Origin of the sequence: Jannaschia donghaensis, assembly GCF_001403795.1 — a bacterium.
Classification (GTDB): Bacteria; Pseudomonadota; Alphaproteobacteria; order Rhodobacterales; family Rhodobacteraceae; genus Jannaschia; species Jannaschia donghaensis.
Genome location: NZ_CXSU01000001.1, coordinates 18,287 through 40,364 on the forward strand (window position 1 = coordinate 18,287; position 22,078 = coordinate 40,364).

The following is a 22,078-nucleotide window of genomic DNA, read 5'->3' on the forward strand; positions in this document are numbered from 1 at the left end:
CATGACACCCTGGATCGCGGCGGTCTTCGCCGTCTTCGCTTGGTGGTTCGCCACCGGGGCGATCCTGATCGTGGTCCGACGCTCGGACGCGGGCGACCGGATGGCCCATGGCCGCTCGGTCGTCCTGGCTGTCCCGCTTCTGGCGCTCGGCATCGCGGGGTTGATCGTCACCTCCGGCGATCTCACGCCGCTCAACATCTATCTGTCCTTCGGCTCGGTCCTGCTGATCTGGGGCTGGATCGAGCTGGCCTTTCTGGCGGGCGTCATTACCGGGCCCGAACGCGGCGACTGCCCGCCGGGCCTGACCGGCTGGCCGCGATTCGTGCGTGCCTGGACAGCGATGTCCCACCACGAAATCGCACTGCTGCTGGGTCTGCTCGCCGTCGTCGTGGCCAGCCATCCGGCGGAAAATCCCTTCGGCCTTTGGGCCTATGTCATCCTGTTCTTCGCGCGCATCTCGGCCAAGCTGAACCTGTTCTTCGGGGCGCCGCGCATCAACACCGAATTCATGCCGCGCCCACTGGCCCATCTGAAATCATACTTCCGGCAGGGCCCGATCACACTGGCTTTCCCGATCGGCGTCACGCTGCTGTCGGCCGCGACGATCTGCTTCGGCGAACGGCTCGTCTCCGCGTCCGATCCTGCCACCGCGGTGGGGTTTGCCCTACTTGCGACGCTGGCCGGATTGGCGACACTTGAACACTGGCTGATGGTGGTGCCCCTGCCTGACGCGAAACTATGGCGCTGGATGCTTCCCGTGCCGAAGACCCATCAAGAAGGGACCGACCCATGAACTTCGACGCAATGTTCGACGCACAGCTTCAGGCCCTGAAGGATGAAGGAAATTATCGCTACTTCAAGGAATTGGAGCGCAAGTGCGGCAAGTTCCCTCGCGCCGCCAACCACGAAGACGGAGAGACGCGGGACATCACCGTCTGGTGTTCCAACGACTATCTGGGCATGGGCCAGCATCCCAAGGTCGTCGAGGCGATGTGCGAAGCCGTGCAACGCACCGGCACCGGCGCGGGCGGCACGCGCAACATTTCGGGCACCAACCACGATCACCTTTTGCTGGAGGCCGAACTGGCCGATCTGCACGGCAAGGAAAACGCCCTGCTTTTCACATCCGGCTACGTGTCGAACTGGGCCGCGCTGTCTACCCTGGGCAGCCGCCTGGCCGACTGCGTGATCCTGTCGGATTCGGGCAACCACGCCTCGATGATCGAGGGCATCCGCCATTCCAAGGCCAAGAAGGTCATCTGGAAGCATAACGACGTGAAGGATCTGGAGGCCAAGCTGGCCGCCCTGCCCGCCAACGTCCCCAAGATCGTCGCCTTTGAATCGGTCTATTCCATGGATGGCGACATCTGCCCGATGAAGGAAATCGTCGAGGTGTCCGAGAAATACGGCGCAATGACCTATCTCGACGAAGTCCACGCCGTCGGCCTGTATGGCCCGCGCGGTGGCGGCGTCTCCGAGCGCGAGGGCCTGGCCCATCGCATCACCCTGATCGAAGGCACGCTGGGCAAGGCCTACGGCGTCGTCGGCGGCTATATCACCGGGTCCGCCGCGCTGTGCGATTTCATCCGCAGCTTCGCGTCGGGCTTCATCTTCACCACCGCCCTGCCTCCGGCCGTGGCCGCCGCCGCGCGCGCGTCGATCATCCATCTGAAGGAAAGCAGCGCCGAGCGGATGCAGCAGCGCCGTCAGGTCGCCCGCCTGCGCAACGCCCTCGACCGCCAGGGGATTCCCCACATGATCAACGACAGCCACATCGTGCCCGTCATGATCAAGGATCCGGTCAAGACCCGAATGCTGGCCGATCATCTGATGGACGAATGGGGTATCTACGTCCAACCCATCAACTATCCGACCGTGCCCAAGGGGACGGAACGCCTGCGCTTTACCCCCTCCCCGCTGCACACGGACGCCGACATCGACCATCTGGTCAACGCGCTGTCCCATCTATGGAAGCAGTGCGCCATCGCTCACGCAGTGGCCTGACCGCCCCGCCGCCCTTCCACCCGAAGGACGGCTCCGCCCCCCATTGCCGCCCGCAACCGTCGCGACACGGCGTCGATGGCCAGCGTGATCGCGATCGTCACCGCCAGCAGCGCGAGCACCCGGTCCAGCCGCAGCTCGGCCACGTTCGTCTGAATGTGGAAGCCCAGCGTGGCGATCCCCAACAATCCGACGATCGCGGATTCCCGCACGATGATCTCCCAACGATAGAGACACAGTGCCACGAAATTGCCCGACAGACGGGGAAACAGCTCCCACCCCGCCAGCGTCAGTCCGCGCGCGGCGTCGGCGCGCAACGGCACGTCCGCCGCCTGCCGTCCCATCAGATGCGCGATGATCGCGCCGTTGTGCAGCGCCAGCGCCAGAACGGCCGGCAGCAGGGACAGGCCGAAGACCTGCAGGAACACGAAGGCCAGCATGTATTCCGGCAGGGACCGCAGCACGACCAGCACCCCGTGCCCCACCCACGATCCGGCCCGCCCCGCCACACGCGGCACGATCATCGGGAAGGCCACCACCGCCAGCAACGCCGCCCCCGCCAGCGCCAGTTGCGCCACCACCAGCGTCGCGATCGCGCCCGGCAGCGCCTGATCCACGAACACGCGCTCCAACCATCCCGTCCAATCGCCCCCCGTACGTACGGGGGCCGGCACCACGTCCCACAAGAACCGCCATAACGCACCGTCTCCCATCGGTGGATGCCTCAACAAGGTCAGCGCGATGATCGACGCACCCAGATACAGCGGTGCCAATCGCCAGATCATCCAACGCCGCATCGGCAGGATCAGCGCGAGAAAGATCAGCAGGCAGGCCGCCGCGGCCCCGTATTCGGCCTGCCGAAAATACGTCTCCAACTGAAAGCCCAGCGTCGGCAAGCCGACGAAGCCCAACACTGCGGACGACCGCAATCCGCATTCCAGACGGTAGAGCGTATAGGTCCGCATCTGCGGCAAGCTGCCCGGCAACCGCCCCCACAACAATGCAACCGCCCCGCCCACGCCCGGCGGCACGGGGTCGGGCGCTTCCTCCATGTATTCGGCAAACACCTTTGCGAAAATCCCGGCATAGGGCAGCCCGATGGCCAGCACCCCGGTCAGCGGCGACAGACCCGTGACGTTCAGCAAAAGCAGCGCCCAGAACAACTCGTGCACGGCGCGCACCGAAACGCACAGCCACCGAACCGGCGCGCGGTGATAGACTGGGGCCAGGATCAGGCCCGCGACCGCCCCGAAGGCCACGCCGCAGAACGCGAAGGCCAATGTCAGCCCCGTCGCCCGCGCCAATCCGCCCGGATCCGAAAAATCCGGCGACAGCAACCCCCGCCCCATCGCCGCCAGCGTCAACCAGGGGTCGGGACGCACCGCCGACAGATCCGCAAGGACGAAGGCAACGGCGGTCAGCACGGCGAACCCCGCGCAGACGTCCCGCGCGCGCAACGTCACGTATAAAGCTCCATCAATCGTGCGGCATCGACGTCCGCCGTGGCCGCGTCCAACACGATGCCCCCAGCCTTCAGCCCCACGATGCGGGTGGCGGAACGCAGCGCCTGGCCGGTATCGTGCAAGACCATGATCGAGGTCCCGAAATCGCCCGACAGCGCCAGCAGCAGCGCGTCGCCCTGCGCCGGGTCCAACGCCGACACAGGCTCGTCCGCGAACACCGTCGCGCCGCCGCGCAGCATCGCACGGGCCAGCGCCACCCGCTGCCGCTGCCCCCCCGACAGCGACGCGACCGGGCGACGGCCAAGCCCGGTCAGACCGACGCGGTCCAGAACCTCCTCGACCGACCGACGCTCGGCCGTGTTCGGCCGGATCAGCGTGCGCAGGTTGCGCGCCGCGCCGAAGTCATCCAGCCGTCCCATCCAGACATTGTGAAAAACCGACAACGCATCGACCAAGCCGTGATCTTGCGCCACCACCGCAACCCGGCCATCGGCCCGGTCGTGCAACGCGCGCAGCAGGGTCGATTTACCCACACCGCTGCGCCCCATCAGGGCCACACGCTCCCCGTCCGCGATCTGCAGCGTGACGTCCCGCAGGACGGCCTCCTTCCCCCAGCCGAGCGTTTCCGACCGGAGCGCCAGCGTCATCAGTCGATGATGTCCAGATCGCGCGCCGTATCCTCGATCGGTTGATACAGCGCATTGTCTGCCGGGATGAAGGCCGCGCGCGGGAAGGACGCCAGAAGATCGGCATCGTCCATGCCCAGAAGCGCGTCGCGCACCCGCGCCGTGAAGCCGTCGCCGAACCGCGCGTCCACATCGCCCCGGATCGTCCAGTTGTAGTCGGGATATGGCGGCGTCTGCCAGATCACGCGGGTCGCGTCGGCCTCGGGCGCGCCTTCGGCCACCGCCTTGTTGTAAACGGTGTAGTTCAGCGCCCCCACCTCATAGGCCCCCGATGCGACCAGCCGAAGCGTCTGACCGTGATCGCCCGAATATCCGACATCGGAAAACAGCTCTGACGGGGACATCCCCGTCTCCTCGCGCAGCCAGAATTCCGGCATCAGGCGACCGGAGGTGGAGGTTTGCGCCCCAAAGGTGAACCGGCGGCCCGCGATATCGGGAAACGCCTCCGACGCCTCGATCCCGGTGTCCACATTCGCGATGAAATAGGTGACGAATTCCTCGTCTTCCGACCCCTGCGCCAACGCCTGGCTGCCCGGCACGGCAATCCGGGCCTGAACACCCGACAGCCCGCCGAACCAGCCCAGCTGGATCTGATCGGCGCGGAACGCGGTGACGGCGGCGGCATAGCTCTTGACCGGCACGTATTCGACATCCACGCCCAGTTCGGCTTCCAGATAATCCGCGACGGCCCCGAACCGGGCGATCAACCGGGTTTCGTCATCGTCGGGAATGGCCGAGAAATAGAGCGTCTGTGCCCCAGCGGGCAGGGTCGTCAGCAAAAGCAGGACAAGGGCTTTCATGGGGGCACCGGCGGCAAGGAAAGGATGCTCTTCTAGAACAACCCTCGCCGCCGGATTGCAACCCGGCTCAGACCACCGCCAGGACCACGACCATCGCCAGCGCATAGATCACGATCGCGCCGCCGATCAGCAGGTAATGAAAATTGCCCGCCGTCTGCGCCCGCAAGATCGACTTCATCTGACCCATCAGATCGGGCCAGGTGTAGCTGACGAAATCGCCTTGGGTGAAAACGGCCTTGATGCGACCTTCCGAGTCGACGACCGGCAGACGGCGGAACCGCTCGTTCGACATCATGCGCAGCCAGTCCAGCATATCGTCGGTTTCGCGCGCCACACGCGGATCGGCGGTCATGATATCCGACAGCTTGGTCGTCTTGGCGTCCAGCCCCCGACCCACCAGCTTGTTCATCACATCGCGCTCGGTCACGACGCCCAGCACCTTGTCGTCGCCGTCGGTCACGATCACACAGCCGTAGTTCAGGTCCGACATGGCCGACACCGCGTCGAAGATCGTCATGTCGGGCGGCCCGGTCAGCGGCTTGGTCTTGGTCTTGTATTCCGCGCGGTCCATCAGGCGATTGCCCGCCCGCTGTTCGGTTTGTGCCATGGTCGTCTCCTGCAAATCGGTTCGTCTCTAACCTAGCCGCTGGCGCCCCTGCGTCAAATGGCAGCTACAGGTCGACCTCCACCACGCCCCCGGCCCGCGCCGCGCGGCTTTGGCACAGGATGATGGCCCCCTGCCGCTGCGCCTTGGACAAGACAAAGTCGCGGTGCTCCACCTCGCCGGAAATAAGTCCGCATTTGCACACGCCGCAGATGCCGTCGCTGCATTTTACATCCACCGTCACACCGCTTTTCGCCAGCATATCGGTCGCGCTGCGATCTGCCGGCACCGTGATGTCGCGCCCCGACCGGGCAAGGCGAAGGATGAAAGCGTGGTTTTCGTACTCGGGGCCGTCGGGGACGGAGAAATACTCAAGATGCCTGGCGTCCTCGGGCACGCCAGCCGCTTGCGCAGCGGCCATCGCCGCATCCATGTAGGGCCCCGCCCCGCAGGCATAGACATGGGTTCCGTCCGGCAGACCCGCCATGGCCGACGGCATGTCGCAGCGCGTATCTTCGTCCGTCACGTGCACCGACACCCGGTCCGCCCAGGGAACCGCGGCCAATGCCTCCAAAAACCCCATCGTCGTTCGTGACCGGCCCGAATAATGCAGCGCAAAAGACGCGCCCGCATGGTGCAACGCATGACCCATCGCGATCATCGGCGTGATCCCGATGCCGCCGCCCATCAGCAGGGAATGGGTCGCGTCATGCAGCGGGAAATGGTTGATGGGCCGCGATACGAACACCTTTCGACCGGGCGCGAAGATGCGGTGCATCAGCTTCGATCCACCCCGCCCCCCGTCTTCGCGCAGCACGCCGATGCGGTACCGCGACCGATCCGCCGGGTCGCCCCACATCGAATACTGGCGCAGGAATTCGGGGGCGACCACCACATCCAGATGGGCACCGGCATCCCATTCAGGCAGGTCGGATCCGTCCGGCAACACCAGGTCATAGGCGACGACGCCGTCGGCCATTTCGATTGCCTGATCGACAAGCACTTGAATGACCGGCGCTTGACCGTCAGCCGTATAGATATGATCCGTCGGCACCTGCCCGGTTGCATCCCGCGCGCGATATTCCTCGGCCGTGATCATCGCCTGATAGGCCTCGATCCCCGCCTCGCGGTCCATCGGGGCCGGGTAGGGATAGGGATGCGGGGCCAAGGGCGCGGGATAGACGGCCAGCGTCTGATCGGCGTAATCCACCTTCAAATCGGGCTGCAGATCGCGCGCATTCACCGGTTTGCGCGTGGGCCGATACGCCCCGTCCTCCTCGATCTCCAGATCCCACCACCATTTTTTGACGGGGTTCAGACCGCCCCGCCCTGCCGCGTCGTCCAGCTTGGCCAGCAAAGGGGCCGCCTGCGGGATATTCATCGCGGCCCACCGGAACGGGGCTTCCGCAAACAGCCCTTCCAGGTTCCAGGGGCAAGTCTTCATGCACCGCCCGCACATTGCGCCGCCTTCGGTCCCGATCCGGTAGGACGCGCATTTCTGGCTGTCGGATTTCCAGATCTCATAGCCGTTGAACATCAGCTTCGGACCCGCCGTGATGGCCCCCGACGGACATTCGCGCGCGCATTTGTTGCAGCTTCCGCAAAAGGTCTGCAGCCCGAAGTCGATGGGCCGGTCGTGCGCCATCGGCAGGTCGGTCGTCACCACCCCCGATTTCAGGCGCGGGCCAAGGAACGGGTTCAGGATCACCTCCCCGATCCGGCTTACCTCCCCCAACCCCGACAGCAACAACAGGGGGGGCTGCAACACCTCCCCGTCCATCACCGTATGCGCCTTGGCCGAATAGCCCAGCCGCCGGATCTGTGCCGCGATCACCCCGCCCAGCAGGGAAAACCGTAGATACGCGCGCATCGATTGGGCGACGCTGATCCAGTCGTCACCCGACGCGCCCTCCATCGTCTCGAACCCCTGATCCACGATCATGCTGATGGCCTGGTCGTGGGGCGGGTCGATCACGTCGCCGCGCGCGTCGTGGCTGTACCACGTCCAATCCGGGCACCGGCTGATGCCGACCGCATCGACGCCCAGCCAATACGACGTCGCCTTGATCAACTCCGCCGCCGCTTCGGGGGCCACCGCGACCTTTTCGGCCGCCACCTCTCCGTCCTGCAACAATACGAACGCCCCAAGCGCGCGCCGCTGCGCCATCGACGGTGCGGCCTTGCGGACGTAATGCCCGCCGCGTGCCTGATCCTGCAACGGCTTGCCCATATCCCCGAATTGCACCCGCGCGAACAGATCGGCACGCTTGGGAACCCGCGGCACCCGCGGCTCGTCGATATAGGTCGTGGGCTTATCCACCCGTTTCAGCGTCTCGAACGGATGCCCGCCGTCCACGAACCGCCGACCGGCATAGGGCACGGCATTGCCCGCCGATTTCACCGTCCCCCGCCCCAGCTTCCAGTCCAGCCCGAACGCCGATTTCGGCTGAACCGTCGCCAGCGGCAAATCCATCGCAAGGTCCAGGGTCGTCGTCACGACCGCCAGGCCGAACCGCGTACCGACGTAAGGATGCTCCAGCCCCCCTGCCCCGAACGTCGCCACCCCCGCCGCCACCGCCAGCCGCGCCAGATCCACATCCGACGCGGAAACGCTGTGCCCCTTGGCATCGAACCCCAGCAACCGAATGTAATTCGACAGAACCGCTGCCGTTTCCGCCGCCAGCATCCCGGCGCGGTGGGCCTGCGCGCCCACGATCCAGTCGCAGCCAGGCTCCTCCGCTTCCACATCGCGGGGGTTTTCATACATCAGCACGATCGCATGGGTGTGCCCCGACACCGGCGTCGGCGGGGCCAGCGCCGAATCCCGCAGATCCGCCATGATTCCGTCGATGCCAGAGGCCAGCGTCTTGGTTTGCCGCGTCGCCAGATCCCCGGCCAACCGGGTCACGTCTTCATTGACGATCGGTGCGTTCAGCAGGGCCGCTTTCGGCACCGGCCCGATCCCCACGATCGCCGCGTCGCAGAAATATCCGAACCCTTTCAGATGCCGCGCGCGTTCGTCCGGGTCCGCCGGAATGTCGGATTGCACGCCGTTTACCAGACCATCGCGGATGGCATCCAGCATCGCCTGATGCTCCCGCATCGCATTCACGATCGACCGGGGGTCGGCATCCTGGAACGTCAGCGGCACCATCGCCGGGATGGCCGTCAGGTCGGGCATCGTGCCGCGCGCCAACCGCTCCACCGGATACGGACCCAGGTGTGGCGGGCGATCCTTGGTGGAGAAGAGGCGGGATTTCATCGCACGACCGTGACGCCCCGCCGGTCGGACTTCAAGCGGCCCCCTGCCCCATCGGGTCGAAAACCGGCACGCCGGTCGGCGCGAAGTGCCGGACATTGCGCGTCACGACCGTCAGGCCGTGCACCTGCGCGATTGCCGCGATCATCAGATCGTTCTCGCTATTGCCGATCCGGGCCGCCATCTGGCCCCAGACCATCGCAGCCGCGGTGTCCATCGGCAGGATGCGGTCCTTGAATTCGACGTCGCGGACGTGGTCGATCCAGGCGCGCAGCGCATCGGCGAATGCCGGATCGTGCCGCCGCACCTTGTGGATCCCTGTCTCCACCTCCGCCAGCGTCACGACCGACAGGAACAGCGTGTCGACGGGACGCGCCGCCGCCCACGCGGCCACCTGCGGAAATTTTTGCCGCCGCCGCAAAAGCGACAGCGTATCCGTGTCCAGCAGGTACATCAGAATTCGACATCGCGCGGTCGGGTATTCGCCAGCCGGTCCCATTCGAAGTCCGGCTCATCATCCCGCGCCTGCGGCATGTCCTTGAGCAGTTCGCCGAACAGCACGGGCTTGCGCAACAGGCGCAGCGCGTCCCAGTCCGCCTGCGACACGACAACGACCGCCGGCGCGCCCCGTTTGGTGACATGCTGTGGCTCGCCGGCCATCGCGGCATCGACCACGGCGCTGAACTTTGCCTTTGCATCTTGAACGGACCACATCGCGTTTCTCCTGACTATCTGACTAGTCATATGGTCAGTCGTGCACGATTCGGCAAGTCTTTCCCCGCGGGGAAATCACGCGTCGCTATCAATCTCCCGCCAGAAGGCCTCGATCGCCTTCTCCAACCGCTCCCGGTCCAATGCGCCGAAATCCACATCCGCGCGCAACTCCATCTTGCCCTGCGTCGCCGTCGCCCGCACGCCCGGCCCCACCGGCACGGTCAAGGCGACCCGCCCCCGCCGCCCCTTTGGCGCGCCCCGTGCCTTGGGGGGCAGCGGGGCGGCCTGCGCGTCGATCGCGTGGCGCAGAATGGCAAGCTCCTCAATCGCATCCCGCTCGGGCTTGGCCCGCAGTGCGTCCGACACGACCCGCACAAAGGCCGGATCCGCGTCCAACCGATCCGCCAACGCAAGTCCAACAGACCGCGGCAAAGCGGCAGGATGATCGAGCACTTTCTCCAACCGCGCCATGACTGTGGCGAACCGCCGAATATAGCTGCGCTTCTGCGGCGAAACGCTGGCGAAAAGGGCGTTCACCGCCGCATCCACAGACTCGCAGCCATCCACGCCGTCGGACGCATAGGCGCGCGCCAGCTGCGCCATTTCGGCGAAGCTCACGTCCTTGCGGATCAGGTTCTCGTCGACCATCCGGCGGTACAAACCCGCGTCCGATTCTCCGCTGGCCAAAATGCCTGCGGGAATTCGCGCCCATGCCGCATCACCCGTTTCGGCCAGCAACTCCCGAAACGCCGTCAGACGGCGCAGACCCTGGACCAGTTCGAACCCGCCCTGCCCGTCCGCCTCGACCCGGATCGGATTGCTCAACCCGATGTCCCGAAGCGACGCCTTGAGATCATCCAGATCCAAGTTGTCCGACAGCCGCCGATCACGCGTCAGCTTGGTTGTGCGGACGGCCGCCACGTCGACCAGATCGGTGATCAGCCCCAGCTTCTTCAGCCGGACGAATTCATGTGCCAACCCGTCATTTTCCGCGCGGATATCGGCCTCCATCTTCTCACGGTAGCGACGCGCGTCCCCAACCTCGCCGATGGCCGATGCCATGGGTCCGCGACGGGCCGATTTCATCTCGATCTCGGGCGGTTGCTGAATTTCGGCGGGTGCATCGTCGTCCGGCAGATCGACATCAAAGATCCGGCGTTTGCGGCTCATGCCTCATCCTCCATCTTGTCCCAGGCCACCAAAACGGTATCCCTGAATTCCGCATAGGCACTGTCGAAGGTGGAGCGCGCCCGCCTCCAGGTTTCCCGCGTCATGTCACGATAGTCGATTTCATAGACCGAGCTCAGAAACCGGCCCGATTGTTCCACCGCGCGGGTGTGTTCGATCGGGTTCTCGGCCATCCGGTCGCCAAACACCTTGTGAAAGGCGTCTCGCATCGCGCGGTGCAAATCGTTGCCCGGCTCAAAACGGGTCAGGATGAACCGAACGTCGAGGAACGTCTTGCCGAAATCCGATTTCCCCGCGGGGAAACCCTCGAACCCAACCAGATCCTCCAAGGCTTCCGACAGCTGCCCGATGAAGGACGTGGTGGAGTCGTACTCCCAATACCCTGGGCCCGACGGGATATAGAGGACATCGGCGGCAAACACCGCGTTCATCGATTGATACCCGATCGCCGGGGGGCAGTCGAAGATGATCATGTCATACGCATCGCGCGGCAACGCATCCAGCCATCGAGACACGGCGGCGAAGAACGACCAGTCGGGGTTCATGTGCCGATATTGGGCCGACGCGAACTCCACGAAGGCGGCGTTCGCGCAGCTGGGCACGATATCGATCGTGGACCAACACGTCGGCTTGATGAAATCGCCTTGGCGCAAATCCCCAAGACCGGTGTCGGCAATCGAGGCGGGCAGGCGGCGTTGTGGCGGTTTGCGTCCGGTCTCGGCCCCCTGAGCCGCGTCGTTCATCCGCTGCGTCTCGTGAATCAGGTCGCGGGCCAGAATGCCCCAGACCGTTTGTTCTTCATTCACGTCGCTCAATCCCATCGAATGGCTGAGCGTGGCCTGAGGATCGAAATCGACACAAAGCACGCGGTAGCCGTCAAGCGCCGCCGCATGTGCCAGGTGCAGCGCCGTCGTCGACTTGCCCGCGCCGCCCTTGAAGTTGCTGACCGCCACCCGGATCGCCCGCTTGCCGGCCGGACGCCGGGGCATCAGCGACTTGCGATTGATCTTCAATTTGCGACGCAGCTCGTTCACCTCCTCCAGACTGAACCACCGCTGCCGTCCATCCTGCTCCACCTCGCCGGAGGGCAGGGATGGGTCGGCAGCCAGCCGACCGCGGAACGTGTTCTGATTGACCCGAAAGATCAGCTCCGACACCTCCCAGGAGGAGAACCGTCGCAGCACCTTCTCATGGCCCGGAGAGAAAGTCTGCTTGCGGATCCAGCCCTGCATCTTGAGTGAGCTGTCGCGCATGGCCTGCAGGTCGCGGTAGTCGAGCATGATGTCGCCTCAACGTTATTCAGTCTTCGGAACCGAAATACGCCGAATTTGACAAAGGCGCAAATCCTCGATTACCGAATTACGGACTATCTGATTTCCCTGCGGGGAAAAGGGGTCAGGGGCGCGGGGCGGACGCCGTGACGTGATTCGCGCAAAGCCCTCGAAGACCCTTATCTTGGGGTGACAGACCTTGATGCATACCCTGGCTTGAGGGGACATCATCAGCACATGGCGTGACACTCAAGATGTCCCCCTATACCATATCTATACCAATTTCATTATTTGAAGAATTAGGCCTTCGGCAAAGCGACTTGACAGAATCGCGAAATCCAACGCAAATCAGGACAACGGCCGGGATAACGGTTGATTGAGCAGCGGCGGCGGGAGGACCAGATGGGTCTCGGCCAGATTTCACACGGACGACAAGCCCTGACGGGACGCAGCTCGGCCGCCATCAAATACGATGTGCTGACGGCTTTGGGGGCCTGGGCCTGTAACGGAGACAAGCATGCCCAGCGGTCTGTCCTTCGACTCATCACCCTCATCACCGCGCGGTATAATTGGCAGGACGACACCCTGACAACGGGCCAGAGAGAGATCGCGACGCTTTGGTCCGTCGATCAACGAACCGTCAAACGCGAGATGGCGCGGATGCGGGATTTGGGTTGGCTGATCCTCAAACGGCCTGCCGCGCGCGGACGGGTCGCCTGCCACGGCCTTGGACTCGACGCGATCTTTGCACAAACGCAATCCTGCTGGACCAACGTCGGGCCCGACTACGTCGCGCGGATGACCATAACGCCCACCGCGGACACCGCGCCAAACGTCGTCGCCTTCCCGACACTTGCCGACGGGGCCTGGGGTAGGATCGCAGCGCAGTTGCAGGCCGAGGATGCGGGCCTGTTCAACGCCTGGTTCGCGTCCTTGGTCTCGCTTGGTGAACGCGACGGTGTGCTGCGGTTGAAACCGCCGTCCCGATTCCACGGCTCTTTCGTACGCACGCATTACATTGGACATCTGCAGGTGTTGGCGCAGCAGCAGGGCTTGACCGTGGATCTGGTGGAATAGGGCTGGGGCGTATGGCAGGGAAACCCGGATTTCTGGATGTGCAGGTGCCGATGTTCGTCCCGCTTTGGCGCCGCGTGCTGGCCGTCGTGGTGTTTGCGGGCTGGACCGTGATGGAGGTCGTGAACGGGGCCTGGGGGTGGGCGGCGCTGTTCGGCGGATCGGCAGCGTATCTGGCGCATCAATTCTTCATCGCGTGGGAGGGGCCGGCGGGAGACTAAAGCCGGGCCTTGGCCATCATCATATGCACCCCCTTTTCGCGGTTCACCGTCTGAGTGATGCGCAGATCGCCGGCCAGCGAGCAGAGCATGTAGGCCTGTTCGCGCGTCAGATCGGTCTTGCCGACAATAAGCGTAATCATGTTGCGCGTGGCGATCTGTGCGCAGATGTCGAGCGACGGATCGGTGGCCAACGTGATCCAATGCGTCGGCGTTTCCGCGACGATCATCGCAGCCATATCGTCGCGCAGCGTCAGGCGGAAACGCCCCTCCAGCGCGGTTTCGATCGCCGTGACATTGACCTCTCCGTCACCTTGGCACCCATGGCCATCCCCGACCGAGAAGAGCGCGCCGCCGGTATGGATCGGCAGGTAGAGCGTGGTCCCCGCCACCAGTTCCTTACAGTCGAGGTTGCCGCCGTGGCCCCTCGGCTCGATGGTGGAGATGCGGCCCCAGGCGGGCGGGGGCGCGACGCCCATGACGCCGAAAAACGGGGCCAGCGGCAGGTCGTCACCCCAAGGCATCCGCGCGGTCATGGCGTCCGCATCGAGTGGGATGGTGACATGGGTCAGTTGGTCGAAATCATGGGGCAGGGTGCCCACAAGCGGGCGGCTGACGTTATAGCCCCAATCCTGGCGCAAGGCGACGTCGAGGATGTCGATCTGCAGGACCTGACCGGGTGTCGCGCCGGTGACGGCGACAGGGCCAGTCAGGATGTGACCGGGCATCGCGGGGACACCGCCGGCATGGATCGCGTGGAGTTCGGGCGGCACATGGAAACCGTCGCCAGGCAGGACCTGCGGCGTGCCCGAAACGGTGCGGATGGTGATCTCGTCGCCGCTGGAGATCGTCGCGATGGGTGGCTGGGTCGCGTCGAAAAAGCCCCAGTGAACGGTGTCAGGTGCGGCGTCCAGAATCATGCCGACAGTCTCTGTTCGGCCAGTTCGACCCACCACGAACACCCCGTGGCGATGATGTCGTCGTTGAAGTCGTATTCCGGGTGATGCAGCCCCGCGCTCGGCCCGTTGCCGACCTGGATGTAGGCGCCGGGGCAGGCTTGGAGCATGTAGGCGAAATCTTCGCCGCCCGTGGTGCGGGGCGCGTCGGTGTTCACGTCGCCCGCCACCGCGCGGGCCGCCTGTGCGGCGTGGTCGGTCTCTGTCTTCTGGTTGACCATGACGGGGTAGGGGGCTTCGTCGAAGACGAAATCGGCCGTGGCCCCATAGGCGGCGGCGGTCATGTCGATGATGCGATTGATATCGTCGATCGCCTTTTCACGGGTCGCGGCGTCGAAGCTGCGGATGGTTCCGCGCAAGGTCGCGGCGTCCGGAATGACGTTGAAAGCGTCGCTATCGGTGCGGAACGCGGTGACCGACACAACCAGCGGGTGTTGCGGGTCGGCGTTGCGGCTGACCACGGATTGCAACGCGACGACGATGGCGGAGGCCGTCAGCGTGGTGTCGACGGTGTTGTGGGGCCGCGCGGCGTGGCCCCCGCGGCCCCGCACCTCGATCCGGAAGCTGTCGACGGCGGCATAGAAGGGACCGGACCGGATGGCGAAGGTGCCGGCGGGCAGCAGGGGCGAATTGTGCATGCCATAGATTTCGTCGATGCCGAAGCGGTCGATCAGACCGTCCTGCACCATGGCTTCGGCCCCGGCGCCGCCCTCTTCGGCCGGTTGAAAGATAACGGCGACGGTTCCGGCGAAATTGCGGGTCTCGGCCAGGTATTTTGCCGCCCCCAGCAGCATCGCGGTATGCCCGTCGTGGCCGCAGGCATGCATCTTGCCGGGTGTGGTGCTGGCGTGTGCCGCCCCCGTCGCCTCCAGGATGGGCAGGGCATCCATATCGGCGCGCAAACCGATGGTTTTTCTGGGTACAGAGCCATCGGAACCCGCTGACCCGCGCCCGTGGATCAGCGCCACGACGCCGGTGCGACCGACACCCTCCACCACGTCATCACAGCCGAACTCACGCAGTCTTTCGGCGACGATTCGGGCCGTGCGGTGGACGTCGTATTGCAGCTCCGGGTGCATGTGCAGGTCGCGGCGCCATTGAGTGATTTCCGGCAGCAGGTCTGCGAAACGGTTGCGGATGGGCATGTCAGATCTCCGGTCGGATGGTGTGGACGTCGAAGGCGGACTCCAGCGCGCGACCCACGGACAGCATCGGCCCTTCGTCGAACAGGTTCCCCCACAGCGATATGCCGTGGGGCACACGGTGCGGGGGGCCGCCGGTGGGCAGGGGCGTGCCGCCGCCAAGCGCACCGGGGGAGCGGGTGGGTTGATCGCTGAACCCGTTGCGCAGGTGCAGACAAGGATGGCCGGTGAAGTTCGATGCGATCAGCATGTCGGCGCCGCGCCACGGACCGATCAGCACGTCGATCCCGGTCATCAACTCGTCCATCGCCTGCATCGTGCGGTAGCGCAGGCGGTCAAGCTGCACGTGATCGACGGCCGACAGGAAGCGCGCCTTGCGAAAGGCGTTCGGCCAGGCGGGCGCGTCCTGCCACGTCAGCGTGTCGTCGCGCCCCGAAAGGGTCAGATCCTCGAACGCGGCGGCGGCTTCGGCAAACAGGACGTCGAGAAGGCTTTCGTAGGGCAGGGCGGGCAGGGACACCTCGATCGTCTCTAACCCCAGGGATTTCGCGGTTTCCAGGGCCGCACGGTCGGCATCGGTGGCCGCGCGCGCGAACGCATCGGGGATGTATCCGATCCGCAGGCCGTCAAGCGATGCCGTCGCATCCCAGTGGAACGGGGCGGCGATGCTGCCACGGTCCGACAGGTCGGGACCGTTGAGGACCGACAGGACAAGGCCGGTGTCGCCAACCGTTCGGCAGATCGGTCCGACTTTGTCGAGCGACCAGGCCAGCGGCATCGCGCCGGCCCGCGACACCCGCCCGAAGGTGGGGCGCAGGCCGGTCGTGCCGCAGCGTTCGGAGGGCGAGACGATGGAGCCGAGCGTCTCGGTCCCGATGGCGAAGGCGCACAGGCCCGCCGCCGTCGCACTGGCCGATCCGGCGGAGGAGCCCGACGCCCCCTCGCTGGTGTTCCACGGATTGCGCGTGCGCCCGCCGTACCACAGATCGCCGTAGGCCAGCGCGCCCAAGCTGGTCTTGCCCAAAAGGACCGCGCCCGCGCGGCGCAGCTTGCCCACGATGGCGGCGTCCGTGTCGGGCACCCGGTCGGCATAGGGCTCACCGCCCCAGCCGGTGACGATGCCGCGCGTGTCGAACAGGTCCTTCAGCCCGTAGGGCACCCCGTGAAGCGGGCCGAGCGAAATGCCCTGCAAGGTCAGCGCATCCATCGCGGCGGCTTCGGCGCGGGCGATGTCGGGGGTCACTGTGGCGAAGGCGTTGAGTTTGGGGTCCAGCACGGCGATGCGGTCGAGGTAGATCTCGACCAATCGCGCGGAGGTCAGCGCGCCGGTGCGGATCCAATGGGCCAGATGCGTGACCGGGGCGAAAGCGATATCGGTGTCGCCTTGGGGCAGGGGGGCCGTGACGGGCGGCAGGCGCAGCGCACCGCGCCCGTGGGGCATGGCGAAGCCGGGCAGGCGGGGGTCGAAGGTGCTGGCCGGGGGCGCATCGCCCAGATCGACGCCGCGCCGGATGCGGGCGCGGCGGATCTGATCCTCGAGATTGTCCAGCATCAGGGCGCGTTCGGCCTCGGTGTATTCGATGCCCATGATCGCTTCGGCGGCGGCGATATCGGCGGGGTTCATTCCCCCGCCTCCCTCAGTCCATCGGCGAATTCGACCTTGAGGGCGGCGAACCGGGCCGACAGGTGGTCGTGCATCGCCTGTCGCGCCGCAGCCGGGTTGCGGGCGGCGATCGCGTCGATCAGCACCTCATGTTCGGACTGCGGCACGGCAAGGGTGGTGCGTGCGCGGGCCTTGGCGCGGACCTGCACCCAGTCCGGGTTGGAGCGGATACGGTCGAGCAAGGCAAAGGCCGTGAGCAGGGGTCTATTGCGGGCGCATTGCGCGATCAGCCGGTGCAGCGCCCCGTCCCAAAGCTCGATCGTCTGGGCGTCCGCGGCGACCTGCCGGTGGGCCAGCGTGCGCAGGCGGGCGATTTCGGCGTCGGTCATGCGGGTGGCGCAGAGCGCGGCGAGTTCCGGCTCGATGCACAGCCGTGCCTCCATCACCTGAATGGGGTCCGTCTCTCCGGCGATGCGGGCGGCCAAGTCGCCGGTCGGGTCCTCCGGCTGGCCTGCGAAGGTGCCGCTGCCCTGTTTGCGCCAAACCAGTCCCTCGACCTCCAGCTCGTCCAGGGCCTGGCGGATCAGGCGGCGCGAGGTGTCGAAAGTTTCCGCCAGCGCGCGTTCGGTGGGCAACCGGCCATCGACGGGCAGATCGGCCTCGATCAATCTCATCAGGCGATGTTTGAGCGGCTGCGTCATGAATCCGTGGCATGCGATTGGCTGGGCTGGCCCAAGGCTATGCGCCGGGCGTCGGCTTGGGCAATGGCGGCGTCGATGTGGTCCCGTGTCGGGCTGCCGGAAAAAGTAGCGCGGGTCGGCATTCCGGTGGTGAAATGGACGTAGCGTTCCTGTGCGACCTGCCACAGACGGTCGAGTTCGCCCAGCGGGTCGGCGTGATCGTCGGCGCGCAAGGACAACCAGGGGTGATCTTCGCCCCGGTGAATGGTCAGGCCCGCCGCCTGTCGCCCGCGTTTGTCGCCGCCAGCGGCTTCCCCGGCGCGCATTGCGGAAATCAATCTGGCAGCAAGGGGTCCGGTGCTGTCGGCAAAGGTTCGGGACGTCGCCTCGATCACCTGCGGCCCGGCCAGCATGTTGCCCGCAACCGAATGGTCGTCCGCGATCAAATGGCCGCACCAGTCGGTGCACTCGGCCCCGGTGTGGGCGGCAAACCGGCCCGAAGCATCCAGCATATGCGCCTGTCGGATCGCCTGCCCGGCGTCGCGGGACACGAGGTCGGCCAAGACGGTTTCGGCGGGTTCGGTTTCAAGTCGGACGCGGCCTTCGGTGCCCCAAATCGGGTTGCAGAACGCCTGGCTGGCGACAGCCGTGCGCGCGCCGACATATGGCACCACAGCCCCGCATGCGAAAAAGCGGGACGCCACGATTAGGCCGATATCGTCCCCGTCGCGCGCAATCAGAGACCAGGTCATCTGCCCACCGCATAGGCCTGCATCAGACGGGGGGTCGCGGCGGCGCGTAGGGTTCCATCGGCGTCGCGCAGGGCGGCGGTCAGCCGTCCGACGGACCACGGCTCGGCCACGTGGACGATGTGACCGCGGGCGCGCAGGTCGGCGATGACGGCGTCGCCGAAATTCGGCTCGATCATCATTTCGCCGGGCTTGGCCTCCCGCGGATAGAACGACCCTTGGAAATGCATCGAATGGAACAGCGGCGCATCCATCCCCGCCTGCAGGTCAAGGCCGTGGTGGACGAAGCGCAGGAACCAGATCAATTGCCACTGATCCTGCTGATCGCCGCCCGGTGTGCCGAAGACCATGCGGCGCCCATCGGTGTGGATGGCGAGCGTGGGCGTCAGGGTCGTGCGGGGGCGCCGTCCGGGGGCCAGCGTCGTGGGCAACCCGTCTTCCAGCCAGAACATCTGCGCGCGGGAATTCAGCGGGAAGCCCAGGCCGGGGATCACCGGGTTCGATTGCAACCAGCCGCCCGAGGGGGTGGCGGCGACCATGTTGCCGGCGGCGTCGATGATGTCGAGGTGAACGGTATCGCCGCGCTTTTCCGTCAGATGCGCCATCGTCGGTTCCTGGGGTGCTGCGTGGGCGGCCCCGAAATCGCGGGCAGCGCGGGCGATGTAGGCGTCGGCCAAGTGATCGTGACCGGCACCACGCCCGGGCCGCTGTTCGGTGCTGGCGGTCGCGTGGATCAGTTCGGCGCGGTCGGCGTTGTAGCCGTCCGACAGAAGATGCTCCATCGGGATGTCGGAGTGCAGCGGGTCGCCGTAATAGGCTTCGCGGTCGGCATAGGCGAGTTTCATAGCCTCGATGACGGTATGGACGAAATCGGCGCCCATCGGGTCCATCGCGGCAAGGTCGTGGTGTTTCAGGATCGCCAGCGCCTGCAAAAGGACGGGGCCCTGCGACCACGGCCCGGTCTTATGCACGGTCCAGCCGTGGTACTCGTAGGAGAGGCTGGGCTCATAGGTGGCGGACCAGCCCGCCATGTCGGATTTGGTCAGGACGCCTTTGTGCTTCGCCTCCGAGACGTCCATGACCTCGGCGTGGGCAAGGTAGGTTTCGATCGCGTCGGCGACGAAGCCGTCGGACCATTCCGCGCGGGCCGCATCGATCTGCGCCACGCGGTCGTCGCCGGCGGCTTCGCCCGCCTTGACAAGTCGTTCGTAGGTGCGCGCCAGATCCGGGTTTTTGAACAGCGAATGGGGTTCAGGGGCATGGCCGCCCGGTGTCCAGACGTCGGCCGAGGTGGGCCAGTGTTCGGCGAAATATTCGGCCAGTCCGGCGATCTGGTTCGCAACGCGCGGCAGGACGGGATGGCCATCGCGGGCGTAGCCGATGGCGGGGGCCAGCACGTCGCGCAGTGACATCGTGCCGTGATCGCGCAGCATCAGCATCCAGCCGTCGAAGGCGCCGGGAATGACGGTGGCCAGCAGGCCCGAGCCGGGGATGAGCTTCAGGTCCTGGGCGCGGTAATGGTCGAGTGTGGCACCGGCGGGGGCGGGGGCTTGGGCGCACAGAACCTGCACATCTTCGCCCGGCTTCTGGAAGATCGCGGGCATGTCGCCGGCGGGTCCGTTGAGATGCGGTTCCACGATCTGCAGCGTGATGGCGGTGGCGACAGCGGCGTCGAAGGCGTTGCCGCCCCGTTCCAAGATGCCCATGCCGACGGCGCTGGCGATCCAATGGGTCGAGGTGACGACGCCGAAGGTTCCGCGGATTTCGGGACGTGTGGTGAAGGTCATTGGGTCGTCCCTTTAGTGTTCGCGGGGGTCGAGCGCATCGCGCAGCCCGTCGCCCAGAAGATTGAAGCCCAGCACCACGAGGAAGATCGAGATGCCTGGCCACATCGCCATCCACGGGGCCTGATTGAGGAAGTTCTTGGCGGTGTTCAGCATCGACCCCCACGACGGTGCCGGCGGCTGTTGCCCCAGCCCGAGAAACGACAGCGACGCCTCGGCGATGATGGCGGTCGCGATGGTCAGCGTCGCCTGCACCAGAATCGGCGGCAGGACGTTGGGAAGGATGTAGCGCGACAGGATGAGGTGCGTGGGCAGGCCGATGGCGCGGGCCGAGTCGACGTAATCCTCGACCTTGATGTTGATGACCTGCCCGCGCGTCAGGCGGATGAACAGCGGCGTGGCCGAGATGCCGATGGCGATCATCGCATTAGTAAGCGACGGCCCCAGGAACGCGGCCAGCGCGATGGCGAGGATGAGGAAGGGGGCGGCCAGCAGCGCCTCGGTGCAGCGCGAGATGATCGCGTCGATCCAACCGCCGAAATAGCCTGCGACCAGACCCAGCGGCACACCGACGGCGACGGCGATGCCCACGGAGATCACGCCCGCCAGCAGCGACGCCTGCGCCCCCCAGATCATGCGCGACAGGACATCGCGCCCAATCTCGTCGGTGCCCATCGGGTGCGCGGCGGACGGCGCCTTGCGCACCATCCCCCAGTCGGTCGCCGCCGGATCGGGGATCGGCAGGATCGGAGCGAGGAGGGCGACGGCGACGAAGAACACCACCAGGATGCCGCCCAGCATGGCGGACTTGTGGGCGCGAAATTTCTTCCAGACGCGGTTTTCGGGGCGCGGCAGATCGTCGGCGACGGCCAGATCGGCATTGGTATTGGCGGCGACCATCAGGCGGCCCTCAGACGGGGGTTGAGCAGGAAATAGGCCATGTCGGCCAACAGGTTCATCACGATGAAGCCGACGGCGGTGACCAGAACGATGCCCTGAACAACCGCGTAGTCGCGATTGAACACCGCATCGACCACCAGCTTGCCGAAGCCGGGAATGGTGAAGATCTGTTCCGTCAGCACAGCCCCGGCAATCAGTTCGCCAAACAGAAGCGCGGTCAGTGTCACGATAGGGGTCAGCGCGTTGCGGAAGGCGTGTTTCAGGACGACCTTGCGTTCGGACAAGCCTTTGGCCCGGGCGGTGCGCACGTAGTCGGAGGTGAGGACGCCGAGCATGGCCGAGCGTGTGTGCCGCATCAGCGTCGCGGCCAGCGCGGTGCCCAAGACGAAAGCGGGCATCAGCATGGTCTTCATCGAGAGCCAGAAATCGTCGCCCGGCGGAACGTAGCCGGAGGCGGGGAGCAGTTGCCATTTCACCGACACCAGCAGGATCAGCATGATGCCCAGCCAGAAATTCGGGATCGACAGGCCGGACAGGGCCACGACGTTGGCGACGTAATCGGTGATGGTGCCCTTGCGATAGGCGCTCAGGATGCCCGCCGGGATGCCGATCAGAACCGCGAAGATCAGCGACATGAGCGCCAGTTGCAGTGTCACCGGCAACTTCTGCGCGATGAGTTCGGTGACGGGTTGGTTGGTGCGGAACGACGTGCCCAGATCGCCCTGCAACGCGTTGCCGACCCAGGTCAGGTATTGCACCGGGATCGGATCGTTCAGGCGGTATTTTTCGCGCAGGAATTCCAGAACCTCGGGGTCGCGCTCTTCGCCCGCCAGCACCAGCAAGGGATCGCCAGGCAGCAGTTTTTGCAACGCGAAGACGAAGACCGAGATCAGCAGGAGCGTCGGGATCGCGACGGCGACGCGGCGGAGGAAGAAGGCGAGCATTGTGGGGCTTTCGCGTTGGGGTGGTCCGCCCCGGACGGGACG

Annotated in this window: 21 protein-coding genes; 4 read left to right on the forward strand and 17 right to left on the reverse strand. The window is 65.7% G+C overall.

From position 1 onward, the window contains the following. The first annotated feature begins 1 nt into the window (after window position 1). On the forward strand, window positions 2–793 hold the full coding sequence (gene puhE / locus JDO7802_RS00085) for a putative photosynthetic complex assembly protein PuhE (RefSeq protein WP_055081716.1): 792 nt from the start codon (window positions 2–4) through the stop codon (window positions 791–793). Further along, entirely contained in the window at window positions 790–2,004 is a 1,215-nt protein-coding gene (hemA, locus tag JDO7802_RS00090) for a 5-aminolevulinate synthase (RefSeq protein WP_055081674.1), read from the forward strand. Before puhE ends, hemA begins: the two co-directional genes overlap by 4 nt. Here hemA and JDO7802_RS00095 read toward each other — a convergent pair. The 9 genes from JDO7802_RS00095 to JDO7802_RS00135 form a co-directional block, all read right to left on the reverse strand. Then, complete coding sequence (locus JDO7802_RS00095) at window positions 1,989–3,464, reverse strand: PhnE/PtxC family ABC transporter permease (RefSeq protein ID WP_245624068.1); 1,476 nt, start codon at window positions 3,462–3,464, stop codon at window positions 1,989–1,991. The genes hemA and JDO7802_RS00095 overlap by 16 nt on opposite strands. Next, complete coding sequence (locus JDO7802_RS00100; protein ID WP_055081675.1) at window positions 3,461–4,111, reverse strand: ATP-binding cassette domain-containing protein; 651 nt, start codon at window positions 4,109–4,111, stop codon at window positions 3,461–3,463. Before JDO7802_RS00100 ends, JDO7802_RS00095 begins: the two co-directional genes overlap by 4 nt. Then, window positions 4,111–4,950, reverse strand: coding sequence for a putative selenate ABC transporter substrate-binding protein (locus JDO7802_RS00105; protein WP_055081676.1), 840 nt, complete (start codon window positions 4,948–4,950; stop codon window positions 4,111–4,113). Before JDO7802_RS00105 ends, JDO7802_RS00100 begins: the two co-directional genes overlap by 1 nt. A gap of 67 nt (window positions 4,951–5,017) precedes the next feature. After that, window positions 5,018–5,557 (reverse strand): CBS domain-containing protein, encoded by a 540-nt coding sequence (locus JDO7802_RS00110; protein WP_055081677.1) that lies wholly within the window; start codon window positions 5,555–5,557, stop codon window positions 5,018–5,020. A 64-nt stretch (window positions 5,558–5,621) separates the two neighbouring features. Further along, a complete protein-coding gene (locus JDO7802_RS00115; RefSeq protein ID WP_055081678.1) occupies window positions 5,622–8,816 on the reverse strand; it encodes a 4Fe-4S double cluster binding domain-containing protein in 3,195 nt (1,064 codons plus the stop codon). A gap of 31 nt (window positions 8,817–8,847) precedes the next feature. Continuing rightward, window positions 8,848–9,267, reverse strand: coding sequence for a type II toxin-antitoxin system VapC family toxin (locus tag JDO7802_RS00120; RefSeq protein WP_055081679.1), 420 nt, complete (start codon window positions 9,265–9,267; stop codon window positions 8,848–8,850). After that, the gene (locus JDO7802_RS00125) at window positions 9,267–9,527 is read right to left on the reverse strand and encodes a type II toxin-antitoxin system Phd/YefM family antitoxin (protein ID WP_055081680.1); all 261 of its coding nucleotides are present in this window, start codon (window positions 9,525–9,527) and stop codon (window positions 9,267–9,269) included. The genes JDO7802_RS00120 and JDO7802_RS00125 overlap by 1 nt, the downstream gene beginning before the upstream one ends. A 75-nt stretch (window positions 9,528–9,602) precedes the next feature. Then, window positions 9,603–10,697, reverse strand: coding sequence for a ParB N-terminal domain-containing protein (locus JDO7802_RS00130; RefSeq protein ID WP_055081681.1), 1,095 nt, complete (start codon window positions 10,695–10,697; stop codon window positions 9,603–9,605). Continuing rightward, a complete protein-coding gene (locus tag JDO7802_RS00135; RefSeq protein WP_055081682.1) occupies window positions 10,694–11,995 on the reverse strand; it encodes an AAA family ATPase in 1,302 nt (433 codons plus the stop codon). The genes JDO7802_RS00130 and JDO7802_RS00135 overlap by 4 nt, the downstream gene beginning before the upstream one ends. Before the next feature lie 393 nt (window positions 11,996–12,388). Here JDO7802_RS00135 and JDO7802_RS00140 point away from each other — a divergent pair, with 393 nt between their 5' ends. Together JDO7802_RS00140 and JDO7802_RS00145 are read left to right on the forward strand one after the other, a co-directional pair. Then, entirely contained in the window at window positions 12,389–13,063 is a 675-nt protein-coding gene (locus JDO7802_RS00140) for a DnaA N-terminal domain-containing protein (protein WP_055081683.1), read from the forward strand. Between the two features lie 11 nt (window positions 13,064–13,074). Further along, the gene (locus tag JDO7802_RS00145) at window positions 13,075–13,281 is read left to right on the forward strand and encodes a hypothetical protein (protein ID WP_055081684.1); all 207 of its coding nucleotides are present in this window, start codon (window positions 13,075–13,077) and stop codon (window positions 13,279–13,281) included. On the opposite strand, the gene JDO7802_RS00150 is transcribed toward JDO7802_RS00145, so the two are convergent. From JDO7802_RS00150 to JDO7802_RS00185, 8 genes are read right to left on the reverse strand one after another with little or no spacing between them, the layout of a single operon-like run. Then, entirely contained in the window at window positions 13,278–14,198 is a 921-nt protein-coding gene (locus JDO7802_RS00150) for an acetamidase/formamidase family protein (RefSeq protein ID WP_055081685.1), read from the reverse strand. The genes JDO7802_RS00145 and JDO7802_RS00150 overlap by 4 nt on opposite strands. Then, entirely contained in the window at window positions 14,195–15,379 is a 1,185-nt protein-coding gene (locus JDO7802_RS00155) for a M20 aminoacylase family protein (protein ID WP_055081686.1), read from the reverse strand. The genes JDO7802_RS00150 and JDO7802_RS00155 overlap by 4 nt, the downstream gene beginning before the upstream one ends. Before the next feature lies 1 nt (window position 15,380). After that, window positions 15,381–17,000, reverse strand: a complete 1,620-nt coding sequence (locus tag JDO7802_RS00160; RefSeq protein ID WP_055081687.1) for an amidase — start codon at window positions 16,998–17,000, stop codon at window positions 15,381–15,383. Further along, a complete protein-coding gene (locus JDO7802_RS00165) occupies window positions 16,997–17,680 on the reverse strand; it encodes a FadR/GntR family transcriptional regulator (RefSeq protein ID WP_055081688.1) in 684 nt (227 codons plus the stop codon). The genes JDO7802_RS00160 and JDO7802_RS00165 overlap by 4 nt, the downstream gene beginning before the upstream one ends. Then, window positions 17,677–18,411, reverse strand: coding sequence for a DUF1028 domain-containing protein (locus JDO7802_RS00170; RefSeq protein ID WP_055081689.1), 735 nt, complete (start codon window positions 18,409–18,411; stop codon window positions 17,677–17,679). The genes JDO7802_RS00165 and JDO7802_RS00170 overlap by 4 nt, the downstream gene beginning before the upstream one ends. Beyond that, a complete protein-coding gene (locus JDO7802_RS00175; RefSeq protein WP_055081690.1) occupies window positions 18,408–20,195 on the reverse strand; it encodes a gamma-glutamyltransferase family protein in 1,788 nt (595 codons plus the stop codon). Before JDO7802_RS00175 ends, JDO7802_RS00170 begins: the two co-directional genes overlap by 4 nt. A 12-nt stretch (window positions 20,196–20,207) precedes the next feature. Beyond that, window positions 20,208–21,092 carry an ABC transporter permease gene (locus JDO7802_RS00180; protein WP_055081691.1) on the reverse strand — a complete coding sequence of 295 codons (885 nt, stop codon included), beginning with the start codon at window positions 21,090–21,092 and terminating at the stop codon, window positions 20,208–20,210. Further along, window positions 21,092–22,036, reverse strand: coding sequence for an ABC transporter permease (locus JDO7802_RS00185; protein ID WP_055081692.1), 945 nt, complete (start codon window positions 22,034–22,036; stop codon window positions 21,092–21,094). The genes JDO7802_RS00180 and JDO7802_RS00185 overlap by 1 nt, the downstream gene beginning before the upstream one ends. Window positions 22,037–22,078: the final 42 nt, after the last annotated feature.